The 15450-nt window shown below is 73.5% G+C and carries 14 protein-coding genes; 7 read left to right on the top strand and 7 right to left on the bottom strand.

Annotated elements, in window-relative coordinates; all coding sequences use genetic code 11:
- Positions 1 to 11: 11 nt before the first annotated feature.
- Complete coding sequence (locus OG447_RS21400) at positions 12 to 491, bottom strand: NUDIX domain-containing protein (protein WP_266938452.1); 480 nt, start codon at positions 489 to 491, stop codon at positions 12 to 14.
- 50 nt (positions 492 to 541) lie between these two features.
- Positions 542 to 1609 carry a cation diffusion facilitator family transporter gene (locus OG447_RS21405; protein ID WP_266938453.1) on the bottom strand — a complete coding sequence of 356 codons (1068 nt, stop codon included), beginning with the start codon at positions 1607 to 1609 and terminating at the stop codon, positions 542 to 544.
- A gap of 176 nt (positions 1610 to 1785) precedes the next feature.
- Here OG447_RS21405 and OG447_RS21410 point away from each other — a divergent pair, with 176 nt between their 5' ends.
- From OG447_RS21410 to OG447_RS21420, 3 genes are read left to right on the top strand one after another with little or no spacing between them, the layout of a single operon-like run.
- A complete protein-coding gene (locus tag OG447_RS21410; RefSeq protein WP_266938454.1) occupies positions 1786 to 4251 on the top strand; it encodes an FHA domain-containing protein in 2466 nt (821 codons plus the stop codon).
- A gap of 5 nt (positions 4252 to 4256) precedes the next feature.
- Positions 4257 to 4874: a hypothetical protein gene (locus tag OG447_RS21415; RefSeq protein ID WP_266938455.1), complete on the top strand. Its 618-nt coding sequence runs from the start codon at positions 4257 to 4259 to the stop codon at positions 4872 to 4874.
- 5 nt (positions 4875 to 4879) lie between these two features.
- Positions 4880 to 5803: a serine/threonine-protein kinase gene (locus OG447_RS21420; RefSeq protein ID WP_266938456.1), complete on the top strand. Its 924-nt coding sequence runs from the start codon at positions 4880 to 4882 to the stop codon at positions 5801 to 5803.
- A 28-nt stretch (positions 5804 to 5831) separates the two neighbouring features.
- Here OG447_RS21420 and OG447_RS21425 read toward each other — a convergent pair whose 3' ends face one another.
- On the bottom strand, positions 5832 to 7109 hold the full coding sequence (locus OG447_RS21425) for a streptophobe family protein (RefSeq protein WP_266938457.1): 1278 nt from the start codon (positions 7107 to 7109) through the stop codon (positions 5832 to 5834).
- 372 nt (positions 7110 to 7481) lie between these two features.
- Here OG447_RS21425 and OG447_RS21430 point away from each other — a divergent pair, with 372 nt between their 5' ends.
- Positions 7482 to 8498, top strand: a complete 1017-nt coding sequence (locus OG447_RS21430; RefSeq protein WP_266938458.1) for a DUF6777 domain-containing protein — start codon at positions 7482 to 7484, stop codon at positions 8496 to 8498.
- Positions 8499 to 8558: 60 nt separating this feature from the next.
- On the opposite strand, the gene OG447_RS21435 is transcribed toward OG447_RS21430, so the two are convergent.
- The 4 genes from OG447_RS21435 to OG447_RS21450 form a co-directional block, all read right to left on the bottom strand.
- Positions 8559 to 9134 (bottom strand): hypothetical protein, encoded by a 576-nt coding sequence (locus tag OG447_RS21435; protein WP_266938459.1) that lies wholly within the window; start codon positions 9132 to 9134, stop codon positions 8559 to 8561.
- Between the two features lie 10 nt (positions 9135 to 9144).
- Positions 9145 to 9708, bottom strand: coding sequence for a hypothetical protein (locus tag OG447_RS21440; protein WP_266938460.1), 564 nt, complete (start codon positions 9706 to 9708; stop codon positions 9145 to 9147).
- 255 nt (positions 9709 to 9963) lie between these two features.
- On the bottom strand, positions 9964 to 10704 hold the full coding sequence (locus OG447_RS21445) for a hypothetical protein (RefSeq protein ID WP_266938461.1): 741 nt from the start codon (positions 10702 to 10704) through the stop codon (positions 9964 to 9966).
- A gap of 151 nt (positions 10705 to 10855) precedes the next feature.
- On the bottom strand, positions 10856 to 11098 hold the full coding sequence (locus tag OG447_RS21450; protein ID WP_266938462.1) for a hypothetical protein: 243 nt from the start codon (positions 11096 to 11098) through the stop codon (positions 10856 to 10858).
- 126 nt (positions 11099 to 11224) lie between these two features.
- On the opposite strand from OG447_RS21450, the gene OG447_RS21455 reads away from it, so the two are divergent.
- The 3 genes from OG447_RS21455 (at position 11225) to OG447_RS21465 (ending at position 15450) form a co-directional block, all read left to right on the top strand.
- Complete coding sequence (locus tag OG447_RS21455; protein ID WP_266938463.1) at positions 11225 to 12373, top strand: sensor histidine kinase; 1149 nt, start codon at positions 11225 to 11227, stop codon at positions 12371 to 12373.
- 53 nt (positions 12374 to 12426) lie between these two features.
- Complete coding sequence (locus tag OG447_RS21460; protein ID WP_266938464.1) at positions 12427 to 13098, top strand: response regulator transcription factor; 672 nt, start codon at positions 12427 to 12429, stop codon at positions 13096 to 13098.
- Positions 13099 to 13329: 231 nt separating this feature from the next.
- Positions 13330 to 15450, top strand: coding sequence for a SpoIIE family protein phosphatase (locus OG447_RS21465; protein ID WP_266938465.1), 2121 nt, complete (start codon positions 13330 to 13332; stop codon positions 15448 to 15450).

Genomic DNA, 15450 nt, shown 5'->3' on the forward strand with positions numbered 1-15450 from the left:
CGGGTCAACCTTCAGGCCTCCAGAAGTTCCAACAGCCTTTCCAGGAAAGGAATCTGAGGTGGCATCACCTTGATTCTGGCCACCGGGGGAGCGAACCAGGCCACCCGGTCCAGCTCGGGGAACTCCTGAACGTTTCCGGAGTGCGGCGGCCACTCCATGGAGAAGGTCCCGGGCACCATCAGCGCGGGGTCCAGGTCGGCCTCCACCGCCCAGATGGTCACCAGCTTCCCGCTGGCCAGCCGCACCTCGCCCAGCGGCAGGTAGTCGCCCTCCGGCGGCGGCAGCCCGATCTCCTCGGTGAACTCCCGGCGGGCCGCGTCCCGCGGGGTCTCGTCCGGCCCGTACTCGCCCTTCGGGATGGCCCATCCGCCGGTGTCACGGCCCGCCCAGAGCGGGCCGCCCATGTGGCCGAGCAGAACCTCCACGGCGGGCCCGGCCTCCTCGCCGGTCCGGCGGAACAGGAGCATTCCGGCACTGCGTTTGCGCGTCATGGGTCCATCCATGCCCCGTACGCGCGCCGCTCAGCGATCGTGGCCGGAGATCAGTGTGCGTGCGGGCCCTGCCGGTGGACCGGACCGTGTGCGTCCGCGCAGTGCGGGTCCCGCTCGGACGGGCCCTCGCCCGCGCGGCCGACCGTCAGCAGGGAGTCCTGGGCGTGGTCCACCTGGAGGGTGGTGTGCGTGATCCCGTACTCCTTGCCCAGCAGCCGCTCCAGGTCGCGGCGTACGGCGTGGCAGTCGCCCTCCGGATCCACGAGCACATGGGCGGAGAGCGCCGCCTGTCCGGAGGTGATCGTCCATATGTGCAGGTCGTGCACCTCGGTGACCGGCGGGTGGCCGACGAGCCGGTCGCCCACCGCGTCCGGGTCCACATGGGCCGGAGCGGCCTCCAGGAGGATCCGGCCGGACTCGCGGACCAGGCCGTAGCCCGCCTTCACCATCAGCGCCACCACCACGAGCGTGGCGATCGCGTCGGCCTGCCGGAAGCCGGTGGTGAGCACGATCAGACCGGCGACGGCGGTCCCGATGAAGGCGAAGAGGTCGTTCAGGATGTGCTGGTAGGCGCCCTCGACGGCGAGGGAGGAACGGTTCGCCCGGGAGATGCACCAGGCCGCGGCCACATTCACCACGATGCCCGCGAGCGCCGTCACCACGACCAGGCCGCCCTCCACGGGCGGCGGGTCCATCAGCCGCCGCACCGCCTCGTACGCCAGCCAGAGGGCCAGCAGGAGCAGGGTCAGGCCGTTGGCCTGGGCGGAGAGTATCTCCGCCCGCTTGAGGCCGTACGTGAACCCGCCGCGGGCGGGGCGGGCGGCCAGCCGCATCGCGATCAGTGCGAGGACGATCGAGACGGCGTCGGTCAGCATGTGGGCCGCGTCGGAGATCAGGGCCAGGGAGTTGGCCATGATGCCGATGACCACCTCGATGGCCATGAACCCGGCGATCAGGCCGAGCGCGATCCCCAGCCACCGCCGGTCGGCGTCCGCGGAGACACCGTGGCTGTGGCCGCCCGGCCCGTGACCGTGACCGCCCGGCCCGTGACCGTGACCGCCGGGCGCGTGGCTGTGGCCGCCCGGCCCGCCGCCGTTGCCGTGGTCGTGCCCACTCATGGCGTCCCCCGTCTGTTCGGACCCGTCTGTTCGGTTCCGTCGCGTGAAGTGAAGCGCACCCGAGCGAGATGGGCAAAGGCTGCAACGGGGACCGTTGTCATTACCCATAAGAGGCCTCTGACCTGCGGTGATGTCCGGTCGACGCGGCACCGGCCGGATCGTGGGAAAATCTGTCCATGGTCCTGCGCCCCGGTGTGCCGGCCGCGCCCGAGCTCATTCTGGAGACCGACAGAGGCTCCACCCCGATGAGCCCGGTCCGCATTTACCACGTCGGCCGCGACCCCCTCTGCGAGATCTGCCTCGATGACGCCCGCGTCTCCTGGCACCACGCGATCCTGCGCCCCGACGGCGACCACTGGACGGTCGAGGACGAGGACAGCACCAACGGCACCTGGGCCGACGGACACCGCGTTCACGCGTGGAGCGTCGGCGCCGGGAGCGAGCTCCGCTTCGGCGACGCCTCGGACGGGCCGCGCGCCGTCCTCCTCGGCACCGGTGCACGTGCCGCGCCGCCGCCGTCCGCGCCGCCGTCCGCGCCGCCGTCCGCGCCGCCGTCCGTGCCGCCCGCCTGGGAGCACGGCGCACCGGTTCCCTCGCCGCCGCCCTCCGAACCGGTGGCCGTACCGCCGTCCGGGGTCTCCCGACCCGCTCTGACCGGCACCTTCCGCCGCCCTACCGCCATCCGCCCACTGGCCGCACGGACCGCCGTACGCATCGGCCGCGCCCCGGGCAACGACCTCGTCATCGACGACCTCGTCGTCTCCCGGCTCCACGCCGAACTGCGCGCCCTCGCCGACGGCACGTACGAGATCGTCGACCTCGGCAGCCACAACGGCACGTACCTCAACGGCGCCCCCGTCGAGCACGCCGCCCCCCTCGCCGAAGGCGACATCGTCGGCATCGGCCACTCGGCCTTCTGCCTCGTCGGCGACCAGCTCCAGGAGTACGTGGACACCGGCGAGGTCTCGCTCGACGTCCAGGACCTCACCGTCACCGTCGACCACGGCCGCAAGACCCTCCTCGACCAGGTCTCCTTCCCCGTCGGCGCCAAATGCCTGCTCGCCGTGGTGGGACCCAGCGGAGCCGGCAAGTCCACCCTCCTCGGCGCACTCACCGGACTGCGCCCCGCCGACCGCGGCACCGTCCTCTACGACGGCCGCGACCTGTACCGCGACTACGCCGAACTGCGCAGCCGCATCGGCCTCGTCCCGCAGGACGACATCCTGCACGCCCAGCTCACCGTCCGGCGCGCCCTCACCTACGCGGCCGAACTACGCTTCCCGCAGGACACCGCCAAGGCCGAACGCCAGGCCAGGGTCGACGAGGTGATCACCGAACTCGGCCTCCAGCAGCGCGCCGACCAGCCCATCCACAGCCTCTCCGGCGGCCAGCGCAAACGCGTCTCGGTCGCCCTGGAACTGCTGACCAAACCCTCCCTGCTCTTCCTCGACGAACCCACCTCCGGCCTCGACCCCGGCATGGACCGCTCGGTGATGCACATGCTGCGCGGCCTCGCCGACGACGGCCGCACGGTCATCGTCGTCACCCACAGCGTGCTCAGCCTCGACGTCTGCGACCGGCTGCTGGTCCTCGCCCCCGGCGGGCGCACCGCCTACTTCGGCCCGCCCGGTGAGACGCTCGGCTACTTCGGCTTCACCCAGTGGCCCGAGGCGTTCGAAGCCTTCGAGAACCAGCAGGGCCGCGACTGGGCGGGGGAGTACGCCGCCTCGCCGCTGCACCGCAAGTACGCCGACAGCTCCGGCCGGCAGCCGCGCGCCGCAGCCGGCCGGGCACAGCCCGCAGGCTTCGCCGCCGCGCCGCCCAAGGCCCAGAGCTGGGGCTCCCAGCTGTCCACCCTGATCCGCCGGTACGCGGCCGCGCTCAGCGCCGACAAGACCTTCCTCGCCATCATGATCGCGCTGCCGTTTGTCATGGGCGCCATGGCCCGCGCCCTGGCCGGCAGCGCGCTCACCCAGGAGACGGCGATCAACGCCCTGCTCATCCTGTGCGTCGGCGGAGTACTGACCGGGGCGGCCAACGCCGTGCGCGAGCTGGTCAAGGAGAGAACCATCTACCAGCGCGAACGCGCCGTCGGACTGTCGCGCTCGGCCTATCTGATGTCGAAGGTCGTGGTGCTGGGCGCCGTCACCGTGGCCCAGGCCGTGGTGCTGACGCTGGTCGGCCTTTTCGGCGTCCAGCTGAACGCCCCCGGCGGCCAGGGGGTCTTCCTGCCGCCGCTGGCCGAGATCACCCTCGTCGTCGCGCTGCTGTCCTTCACCGCCATGACGCTCGGCCTGCTGGTCTCCGCACTGGTCGGCAAGGAGGAGGTCACCATGCCCCTGCTGGTGCTCCTCGCCATCGTGCAGGTGGTCTTCTGCGGCGCCCTCCTCCAGCTGGACGGGGTCCCGGTGATCGAGCAGCTCGCCTGGCTCGTCCCGTCGCGGTGGGCGCTCGGCGCCATGGCGGGCACCATCGACCTCGGCGCGCTGGTGCCCGGCACCCTCACCGACGACCCGCTCTTCGCGCACAGCGCAGGGGTGTGGCTGCTGAACGTCGGGATGCTGGTGGCGCTGGCCGTGCTGTTCGGAGTGCTCGTCGCCCGCCTCCTGCGCCGGCACGAGCCGGCGATCATGCGGAAGTAGGCCCGGTGACCAGCCCGGCGGAACCCGGCGGCGCGGCGGCGGACTTCCGGCCCACCCATGTCGTCCCCCAGGAGGGACTGCCCGCCTGGGAGGCCCCCGACGTCTCGCGGCCGACCTCGCCGCTGGACCCCCTCCTGCCGGTGCAGCTGCTCTCCCGGCGCGGGGAATGGGGGCAGATCCTGTGCTCCAACGGCTGGTCCGCCTGGGTGGACGGGCGGCTGCTGGTCTCCGTACCGCAGCCGCCGCCGACGGCAGGAGCCGCGCCTCCCGAACGGGCCGAGGACCCGCGGCCGCTGCTCGCGCGGAGCGCCGACGCGCTGGAGCGCTACCGGCGGGCCGCCGGGGAACTCGCCTCGGGACGGGCGGACGCCGAGGCCTTCCGGCGTTCCGTACGGGGCCTGCGGGCCGGGGTCGTGCTCGACGGGGAGTCCGTCTGGCTCTACGACGAGGCCGGCGGGCGCTGGCTGTACGGCGACGGGAGCGGCCTGGCGACCTACGCGGTCGACGCGGAACCGGGGGCTGGTCCGGGTGATCCCGACGCACCCGACGCACCCGACGCACCCGACGGGCACGAGCCGACCCGCATCGCCGACGCGCCCGGGCCCGGGCCCGGGAAGCGGTGACGGGCGTGGAAGCGGCCGGCGGGCACCCCTTCGACCTGGTGGGCAAGGAGATCGCCGGATACCTGGTGGAGGGCGAGATCGGCCGCGGCGGCATGGCCGTCGTCTACCGGGCGCGCGACCTGCGCCTGGACCGGACCGTCGCGCTGAAGCTGCTGGCACCCGAACTGGCCCGCAACGACACCTTCAGACAGCGGTTCGCCCACGAGTCGAAGGCGGCCGCGGCCATCGACCATCCGCACATCGTGCCCGTCTTCGAGGCGGGGGAGAGCGACGGGCTGTTGTACATCGCCATGCGGTACGTCGCCGGGCAGGACCTGCGGGCCCTGCTGGACCGGACGGGCCCGCTGCCCGTGGGGACCGCCGTCCGGATCGCGGGCCAGGTGGCCTCCGCGCTGGACGCGGCCCACGACCACGACCTGGTGCACCGGGACGTGAAGCCGGGCAACATCCTCGTCGCGCGGGGTACGGACAGCGAACACCCCGAGCACGTCTACCTCACGGACTTCGGGCTGACGAAGAAGTCCCTGTCCCTGACCGGGTTCACGAGCGTGGGACAGTTCGTGGGCACCCTGGACTACGTCGCCCCGGAGCAGATCGCCGGGAAGCCGGTGGACGGCCGGTGCGACGTCTACAGCCTGGGTTGCGTCGTCTACGAAATGCTCGCGGGCGGGCCCCCGTTCCAGCGGGACGACGACATGGCCCTGCTCTGGGCCCACCAGTACGATCCCCCCGCCCCGCCGAGCGAACGGCGCCCCGGTCTGCCGGCGGAGGTGGACGAGGTCCTCGCGAAGGCGCTGGCCAAGTCGCCGGAGGACCGGTGGGGCAGCTGCCTGGAGTTCACCGGGGCACTGCGCCGGGCCGGGGCGGGGGCGGGTGACGTACCGCCGCCTCCGCGTTGGGCGTTGCCGGTGTTCCGCGGCCGGGCGTAGTGGCCGCGCGTGGGGTCAGAGCGTGGGGTCAGCGCGGGGCGGGTTCGTCGACGCGGCCCCCGCGGTGGACCGGCCGGGCCGCGAGGGCGCCGAGGAAGCCCGCCACGGCACCCCAGACCAGCGCGAGGCCCACCGTGCGCCACAGGACCGCGCTGAGCTCGACCGTGCCGCCGAGCCCGTCCACGGCGCCGATGCCCAGCAGTGAGAGCCCGAACTGGGCCTGGACCCGCGCCAGCAGGCACACCGTCAGAGTCGCCAGGGCCAGGGCCACGCCCAGGTGCAGCGCGTGCTGCCAGGGCCGGACCCGGGCGGGGGAGCGTACGGCGGCCAGCACGCCCGCTCCCAGCAGCAGGACGGCCGCCACCGGCACCAGCCACCACGCCCGGGAGTCCCGCTCCGCGAGCGAGGCCACGTCGACCGTGGACAGGTCGGACCCGCTCAGAACCTGGTCCAGCAGCTGGGGCATCGGCAGCCCGAACGGCCCCTCCACCCTGCCCTCCCAGGCACCGCCGAAGCCCAGGGTGAGCGCGAGCCAGACGAGGTTGGGCAGCCCGAGCAGCATCACGGCCATCGTCCGCGCGCCGTGGCCCTGCGTCGCCGCCACCACCAGCGCGACGCCCACGCCGAGGACGACGTACGCGAGCAGCAGCGCGACCGTGGCGGAGGCGGCCGGGCGCACCGCCGCGTGGAAGCGGACCAGGCCGGCCGGGAGCGGTGCCCGGCGGGAGACGAGCAGGGTGATCAGCAACAGGCCCAGGATCCACAGCAGTCCGAACAGGAGCGTGGCGGGCAGGTCAGCCCGGAAGCCCACGGTCGGGGCGGCGTCGAGGAGTTCGCCGATCTCGCCGACGGGGGAGTCTCCGGTGGAGACGCCGAAGGTCCGGCGGGCGAGGAGGCCGGCCCCGGTGAGCGCGAGGAGCCACAGCAGCACCAAGGGGACGGTCCGGGACAGCAGTTCACCCGGTCGGGTCACGGCGCGGTGGTGCAGGGGGCGCAGGAAGCAGTAGGCCGCCACGAGGGCGCCGGACAGGCTCACCGAGAGGGGCAGCACGGACAGGCTCGCGTCCGCCTCCGCCAGGAAGCCCGCCCCGCCCGAGACCTCGACCGAGCCGCCGGCCGCCATCACGACGACGGCGGCGACCACATGGGGGAAGGAGCCGTCCGGCAGGTCGCCCGCACCCGCGCAGGCCAGTCCCGCCGCCGCGACCGCGGTCATCACGGCGAAACCCGCGACGGCGGCGACGAGGGCGTCACGCCATGCCTTCGGGGATCCCCCGGGCGAAGGTGATGTCGGCGTACGGCTCACCCTGCAACGGTAGGCACCCTCGGCTTGCGGGCACCACCCGGACGGCACACACAATGGTCCGCAGCAGTGCAGGAAATCCGGATATTTCCGTGCGGTCAGGGCGGAACGTCCACAGCGGACGGGAACTCCGCCGTCCGGGAAGAAGAGCCTGTGACCACGCAGCCCGATCACGAGCCGCCCCGGCAGCCGCCGCCGTCCGAGCGCCCCACCAGTGCTCCCGCGGGTCCTCCCACCGGTCCTCCCTCCGGCCCCCTCTCGGGCGGGCGGCAGGGACCCCCGGCCGCTCCGCCGCCACCTGCTCCGCCCGGCGGTCGCGGTGGTTCCGGTGGTTCCGGCGGGGGCGCACCGGCCGGCGGGCCCTGGTGGCGGTCCGTGCCCCGGATCGCCACCGCCCTCGTCGCCGTGGCGGCGGTGGTGGCCCTGGTCGTGGTGCTGACCCGCCCCAGCGGTACCCCCGACAGGGCGAGCGGCGAGGTCTTCCTCCAGCCCGCCGCCGACGCCGGGCCCGACCCGTTCACCGAGTCCACCGCGGCGGACCAGGCCACCCCGCCGCCACCCCCGTCACCGCCGCCCACCGCGAGCGGTACGACGGGCCCCGCGCCCACGGTCACGGCCACCCGTAGCGTCAGTGGCGCCTCACCGGGCCTGTACGGGGGCACGAGGTCCCTCGGAAGCTGCGACGTCGAGAAGCAGATCAAGGTGCTGTCCGGGGAGCCCGCCAAGAACAGTGCCTTCGCCTCGGCCATCGGCATCAAGGCGGCGGCCGTACCCGGCTACCTCCGCTCGCTCACCCCGGTGCAGCTGCGGTGGGACACCCGGGTCACGAATCACGGCTACCGCGACGGCAGGGCCACCGCCTACCAGGCGGTGCTCCAGGCCGGTACCGCCGTACTGGTGGACGACCGCGGAGTGCCCCGGGTGCGCTGCGCGTGCGGGAACCCGCTCGGCGTACCGGTGCCGCTGGAGGCCGATCCGAAGCAGACCGGGCAGCCGTGGCCCTCGTACCAGCCTGCGCGGGTCGTGGTCATCGCGCCGTCGGTGACCGTCGTGAACAAGTTCGTCATCTACGACCACCACGACCGGCGCTGGATCGAGCGCGAGCGGGGCGACCACCACGGCAGGAAGGACAGGCCGGTCCCGCCACCGGCGGACCCGACCCCGACCCGGACACCGGCCTCCACCGCGCCGCCGGTGACCAGCTCCGCGCCCTCCACCGCGCCCGCCGGGACCGGCAGCCCCACGGGCCCGCCCGAAGGCACCCCGACGGGCAACACACCCACCGAGACGGGTACCCCAGGCGACACGGGTGCTCCGACCGGCACGCCCACGGACACCGTCACCAGGGCTCCGACGGACGCGCCCACGGACGCTGGGACCCCCACGCGGTGATGCCGCCCGGCGTCCTGCGGCGCGGAGCGGCACCACCGTCTCGTACGGCGCACGCGCCGTTCAGCGGTTCAGCCGGCAGAACTTGGTGAAGGCGCTCTCGGCGCCCGCGATGAAGCCCTGCCCGTAGGCGTCCTCGACCGCCTGGTCCTGCGCGGCCAGTCCGGGCTTCTTCGGCTTGGGCTCGGCCTTGGAGTCGCAGCTCTCCTTGGCCGCGGCGCCGCCGGCCTTGACCCCGTCGATGAAGCCCTGATTGCGGGCCTCCCGCACGGCCTTGCTGTTCGCGACCTTGTCGGAGGCGACGATGGTGCACTTCACCGACGGGACCTTCTGCGATTCGACGTGGTATTCGCCGGGCGGCAGACCGGTCCGGGTGAAGGATCCGGACGGGGTCACCCCGTCCAGGTTCCCAAGCCCCTCGAAGTTGCCGCTGCTGCCGTGCAGACCGGCCCCGCCGGTGCCGATGAAATCGGTGCCGGTCACGGTCACGGTCTTTCCGTCGTCCGAGGGTTTGACCGTGCAACTGCCGACCGTGACGACCGACGGTGCCTGCGCGACGGCGACCGGGCCGAGGGCGAGGGAAGAGAGGAGAAGCGGGCACAAGGCGGCCAGCCGGGTACGGGGGTTCATGGCGCTCATCTCCCGTACGTCAACGCCCGGTACGGCAGAACTTGTCGAAGGCGCTCGTGGCGCCGGCGATGAAGCCCTCCCCGTAGGCCGCCTCGACCGCCTGCTCCTGCGTCAGTCTGGGATGCTTCTTCGGCTTGGGCTTTTCGTTGCCGCAGTCCTCCTGCGCCGCCGCCCTGCCGGCCTTGACGCCGTCCCTGAAGCCGTCGTTGCGGGCCTTCCTGATCTCGTCCTTGTTCGCTTGCTTGTCCGCCTTGGCCACCGTGCAGTTCTTGAAGCCGCCCGACGCGGGCAGGATGGTGAAGTCGGTGCTCTTCTGGAACCGGACCACCGAGAAGGACCCGTCGGGCTGGACGTTCTCCAGCGGTGAGACGCCCTCACCGCCGTCGATGTTCAGGGGCATGTCCGTGGGCGCCCAGCCGGATCCGCTGATGGTGATGCTCAGGCCGTTGTCGGCGGGCTTCACCGTGCAGGTGCCGATGGCCGGGGCCGCGGTCGCCGTCGGAGCCAGAGCGGCCCCGCCCCCGGCGAGCAGCGAGCAGGCGAGCAGTGAGGTGACTGTGGTGCGGCGGCTGCGCCGGTTCATGGTGGTGGTCCTCCCTAGCGTTGCTGCGGGGGGAGAGAGTTGAGGAGACGACCGTGGTGGGCGACGGCGCGGACGCGCGAGATCGTCACGGGCACACCGCGGCCTGCGGGGCAGCCAAGCCCGCGTACGGACCGCGCCCCGGGACTCTCCCTCCGGCCACCGCACCGATGGCGGCGGTCTGGGCTGATTCGGAAGGCGCCCGTCCTTTTCATCCTCCCCCGTCCCGGACGGGGTGTCGACCGGGAAGGAGGGCCATCAGCCGCCGGGCGGAACCGCCATCACGCTATGCGTGTTGGCGTTGTTGCCCGGGTTCGTGTCGCCCTCCGCGGTGATGGTGGCGTGGATGGCCCCGGGGCCGGCCTTGGTGATCGTGGCGAGCACCGGGATCTGGTTCTTGGCGCCCTTGGCGAGGGTGCCGCCGGTGCAGCGGTAGCCGGTGGAACCCGTGGCGGAACACTGGAAGCCGTTGAAGGTGCCGGACTCCGGGGCGCGCCGTACAGACAGCGAGCCCGAGGTCTGGACCTGGATGACGACGCCCTTGGCCTCGGCGCCGGCGTTCGAGTAGCTGACCCAGTAGTTGCGGTTCGTGCCCGTGGGCGGGTTGGCCTCACCGGTGATGCCGCCGATGGAGACGTCGGCGGGGGCGTTGGCGGAGCCGGCCGGTTCGGCACAGACCTCGGAGGTCTGGTACCTGGTGCCGAACTTGCCCGCGATTCCCTCCTCGGCCCTGGTGCCCACCTCGACCACCGCGCAGTAGCCGATGCCCGGGGTGATTCCGGCGTTCAGGGTCTTGACCAGGGTCCTGTTCACACTGGGGATTTCGCCCGCCAGGGCCACCTTGCGGACCGTGCCGCCCGGGCCCGTCGGGCGCAGGATGAGGGTGTTGCTGCTGTCTCTGGGTTCCGTGTCCTGGAAGGTGACCGTGACGTTGGGGGCGTCCAGCTGGAGACTCACGATGGACGATGCCGAGGCCGGGGTGGCCAGACCTATCGCCATTCCGCACGCCATCCCGGTTCCGACCGACGCCCGGTACATCCACCGGAGGCGCGTCTTACTTGTCATGGGAATCCCCATTCTCAGTTGGATGGGATGATCCAATTGTCCGCTCGTGTCCGGGACCCGGCAATCGCTGGGCGGTCGGGGCCGCCTACGTACGCCGACGGCCGCCCGCGAGCGCGTCGCCCGCCGCGCCCACCGCGAGGCCGAGCGCGACCATGACGACGTAGCCGTACACCTCGTAGCCCCCGGGAACGAGGAAGCGGACGAAGCCCATGAAGTGGATCCAGCCGAGCCACTCGTGCAGCAGGCCGCTCGCGCCGCCGACCACGAGGACGAAGGAGAGCAGCCCCGACACTGCTTTCAGGGGGGAATTCTGGTGCGTGGAGGTCATGACCCGACCGTAGGCGGGCGGCGCGGGCCGCCGGATCGGCCTTTCGGTGACCGGGGGCGGTACTTAAGTATCCGGTTCGACGCGGGAAGGCCGCTCACCGCCGGTGCCCGCGTAGATTTCCCCGGCATGCGCCACATCCACCGCACCCGCCGGGACTGGGCGGCAGACCTGGGCCTCTTCGTCTTCGCCGCCTGTTTCGCAGCCGTCAGCTCACAGTCCGTCCCGGGGGTGGACACCCTGAGCCCCGGGTGGCGGGCCGCGGACCAGGCGGCCGGCGGGCTGGCCTGCGCGGCGGTGCTGCTGCGACGGCGGTGGCCCGTACAGCTGGCGGTGGTGCTGCTGCTGGCGGGCACCCAGGCGCACTATCTGACCGGTCCGGCGCTGGTGGCGGTGTTCACGGTGGCCGCGACCAGGCCGTGGCGGGTCACGGCCTGGGTGGCGGCACTGGCCTTCGCCCCGCTGCCCGTCTTCCTGTGGCGGCTGCCGGAAGTCTCCGAGGACCGCGCGGGTTCGGCGGTGACCTATTTTGCGCTGATCGCCGGGGCCATCGGCTGGGGCCTCTTCCGCAGGTCCCGGCAGCAGCTGATCGCCTCCCTGCGCGAACGGGCCGAACTGGCCGAGGCGGACGCGCAGTCGCGGGCCGAACGGGCCCGGAGGGAGGCGCGCGAGGAGATCGCCCGCGAGATGCACGACGTGCTCGGGCACCGGCTCTCGCTGCTGAGCGTGCACGCGGGCGCCCTGGAGTACAACCCCGGCGCCCCGCGAGCGGAGATCGCCCGGGCCGCCGGGGTGATCCGGGAGAGCGCCCACCTGGCCCTGCACGACCTGCGTGAGGTGATCGGGGTGCTGCGGGCGGACGCCGGCGCGACGCAGGACGACCGGCCGCAGCCCGAACTGGCCGACCTGGAACGGCTGGTGGCGGAGGCGCGGGCGGCCGGCGGGCGGATCGAGCTGACCGTGCCGTCCGGCGGGCCCGCGCCGCCGGCCCTGGCGGGGCGCACGGCGTACCGGATCGTGCAGGAGGCACTGACGAACGTACGCAAGCACGCGCCCGGGTCCTCGGTCGTCGTACGGGTGGCCGGGACCCCCGGGGAGCGGCTGACGGTGGAGGTCTCCAACACCCGGGCGCCCGGCCCGGATCCGGCCCGGGCCGAGGGCGGCGGCCAGGGTCTCGTCGGGCTGGCCGAGCGGGCCCGGCTGGCAGGCGGTGAGCTGACGGCCGGCCCCGACGACGGCGGGTTCCGGGTACGGGCCTGGCTACCCTGGCAGAGCTGAAGGGCTGAAGGGCTGAAGGGCTGAAGAGCCGCGGAGACGGAGAGGAGGCGCCGGTGATCCGGGTCCTGCTGGTCGACGACGACGCGATCGTCCGGTCCGGCCTGCGCCTGATGCTGGGCGGCGCCCGGGACATCGAACTCGTCGCGGAGGCCGCCGACGGCGCAGAGGTCCCGGCACTGGTCGCCGCGCACGCGCCCGACCTGGTGCTGATGGACATCCGGATGCCGGGCGTCGACGGGCTGGCCGCCACCGAGACGCTCCGGGCGCGGCCCGGCGCGCCCGAGGTCCTGGTCCTGACCACCTTCCACACCGACGGGCACGTCCTGCGTGCCCTGCGCGCCGGCGCAGCCGGGTTCCTCCTCAAGGACACCCCGCCGCAGGAGATCGTGAAGGCGATCCGGACGGTGGCCGCGGGGGACCCGGTGCTGTCCCCCGCCGTCACCCGCCGGCTCATCGACCAGGTGGCGGGCGGCACCGGACAGGACCCCCGCGCGGCCGCCGCCCGGGAGCGGCTGGCGCCGCTGGCCGGACGGGAACGGGAGGTGGCCCTGGCGGTCGGCCGCGGCCTGTCCAACGCGGAGATCGCCCGGGAGCTGCACCTGGCGCTGCCGACGGTGAAGACCCACGTGTCCCGGATCCTCACCCGGCTGGACCTCAACAACCGGGTCCAGATCGCCCTGTTGGTCCACGACACGAACGCCCCGGACGGCCCTGCGGATCTCTAGTGCGGTGGACCTTTCCGGCCACAGCACCAGGGAGCCGGCCGGTCAGTCGGTCCCGCGGCGCCGGGCGCGACCTACAGGGGGTACGAGGGGTGCGCGCCCGGGATCCGGCCCCGTTCCCGCCGCCCAGCCCCGTTCCCGCCGCCCGGCCCCGGCACGGCCCGCCGCGTCCCGGGCGGCAGCCGCCCCGCGGCCCGTGGGGACACCGGCGGGGGAGAGTGAGACCCTGGCTGCATGGCCCAGAGGGGATCGCACCCCGCGGTCGACTGGCCCGCGCGCCCGGACACCAGCCTCGCGCTCAACCACGTGGGTACCTTCGACTGGGACCTCGACAGCGGCCGGATGCATCTGGATCCCACCGCCCTCGAGGTCCTCGACCTGCGCCCGGACGAGTTCGACGGGAGCCCCGCCGGGCTGCGGGTCCGCCTCGGGCCCGCCGAGGAGGCCCGGCTCGACGCCCGGGTCGCGCAGGCGCTGCGGGACGGCCACAGCCACTACGGGGCCTACGTCCGCACCCGGGGCCGGGACGGGGCCAGGTCCTGGCTCCATGTCCAGGGGCACATCCTGCGGGACCCGCGGGGGCGCCCGTACCGCGTCATCGGGATCATCCGCGATGCCGCCCACGATCCCGGTGAACCCGGAGCCGGCGGGGACCAGGAGGACGACCGGCGCCGGATGACCGGGGTCGTCGAGCGGACCACCGCCATCCTCGCCCACGCCCGCACCGTCAACGACGTGACCGACGTCCTCAAGGACCCCGAGGCCCTCGGGCACCTCGGCGCGGTCAGCGTCATGCTGGGCGTCGTCGACGGCGGCCGCATCCACCTGGTCGCGGAGGGGCAGCTGGGCTCGTACGTCCCCGAGATCGAGTACACGCGGATCGACGCGCAGTTCCCGATGAGCGAGGCCGTACGGACCATGCAGCCGGTCTTCCTCGCCTCGCGGGAGGAGTTCCAGCTCGGCTACCCGCAGCTGTGGCCCTACATCGAGCCGCTGTCCGTCCGCAGTGGGGTCTACCTGCCGCTGATCGCCCAGGGAAGGCCCATCGGCGCGCTCGGACTGCTCTACAAGCGGGACGGGGACTTCACCGCCGAGGAGCGCAACCTGCTGATGGCCCTCGGCAGCGGCATCGCGCAGAGCCTCCAGCGCGCCATGCTCTTCGAGCAGGAGCACGACCTGGCCGAGGGGCTCCAGCGGGCCATGCTGCCGCGCCGGATCCCGGAGGTGGCGGGCGCGCGGATCGCCGTACGGTACCGGGCCGCGCGGATGGGGCGGGACATCGGCGGTGACTGGTACGACGTGGTCCCGCTCGGCGAGGGCCGGGTCGGGGTGATGATCGGCGACGTGGAGGGGCACGACACGGACGCGGCGGCCGTCATGGGCCAGCTGCGGATCGTCCTGCGCGCGTACGTCGCCGAGGGGCACACGCCCGGCACGGCGATGGCGCGGGCCTCGGCCTTCCTGCACGAGCTGGAGACGGAACGCTTCGCCACCTGCACGTACGCCGAGGTGGACCTCACCACCGGAATGCTCCGCATGGTCCGCGCCGGCCACCTCGACCCCGTCGTCCGGCGCGGCGACGGCACCTGCCACCGGATCCAGGTCGCGGGCGGACTGCCGCTGGGGCTGCCCCCGCGCGACCAGCCGGGGTCCGGCTGCGGCTACCCCGTCACCAGCATCGAACTGCACCCCGGCGACACCCTGCTGCTGTGCACGGACGGCCTGATCGAACGCCCCGGCGACGACTCCGACACGGGCATGCGGGAGTTCATGGAAGCGGTCAGTGACGGCCCGGTCGACGTCGAGGAACTCGCCGACGTGCTGTGCGACCTCGTCGGCGATTCGGGCGGCGGGGACGACATGGCCCTGCTCCTGCTGTGCCGCCGGGGCACACCGACCGCGCGCGGCGGCGGCCCGCTCCACCACCGGCTGGACCCCGGCGATCCGGAGGCCCCCGCGATGGCCCGGCACCTGATCCGGGCGGCCGTGACCGCCTGGGGTGCCGGGGACCGGGCCGACGAGATCGAACTGGCGGCGGACGAGCTGATGACCAACGCCCTGGTGCACACCGACGGCGGCGGCGAGGTCAGCATGCGGCTCACCGCGGACGGGCGGATCCGCATCGAGGTCGAGGACTCCAGCAGCGCGCTCCCGCAGCGGCGCGAGGCGGGCGACTGGGCGGTGTCCGGGCGGGGCCTGCTGCTGGTGGAGCAGCTCGCGGACGACTGGGGCGTGGAACCCCGGGGCGGCGGCAAACGCGTGTGGTGCGAGTTCACCACCGCCCCCGTGGCGGCCGGGCCTGCCGAGCAGGTCGTGGCGGCCGTCGCGGCCGAGCCGGCCGTGGCCGCCGGGTGA

It is taken from the genome of Streptomyces sp. NBC_01408 (assembly GCF_026340255.1).
Classification (GTDB): domain Bacteria; phylum Actinomycetota; class Actinomycetes; order Streptomycetales; family Streptomycetaceae; genus Streptomyces.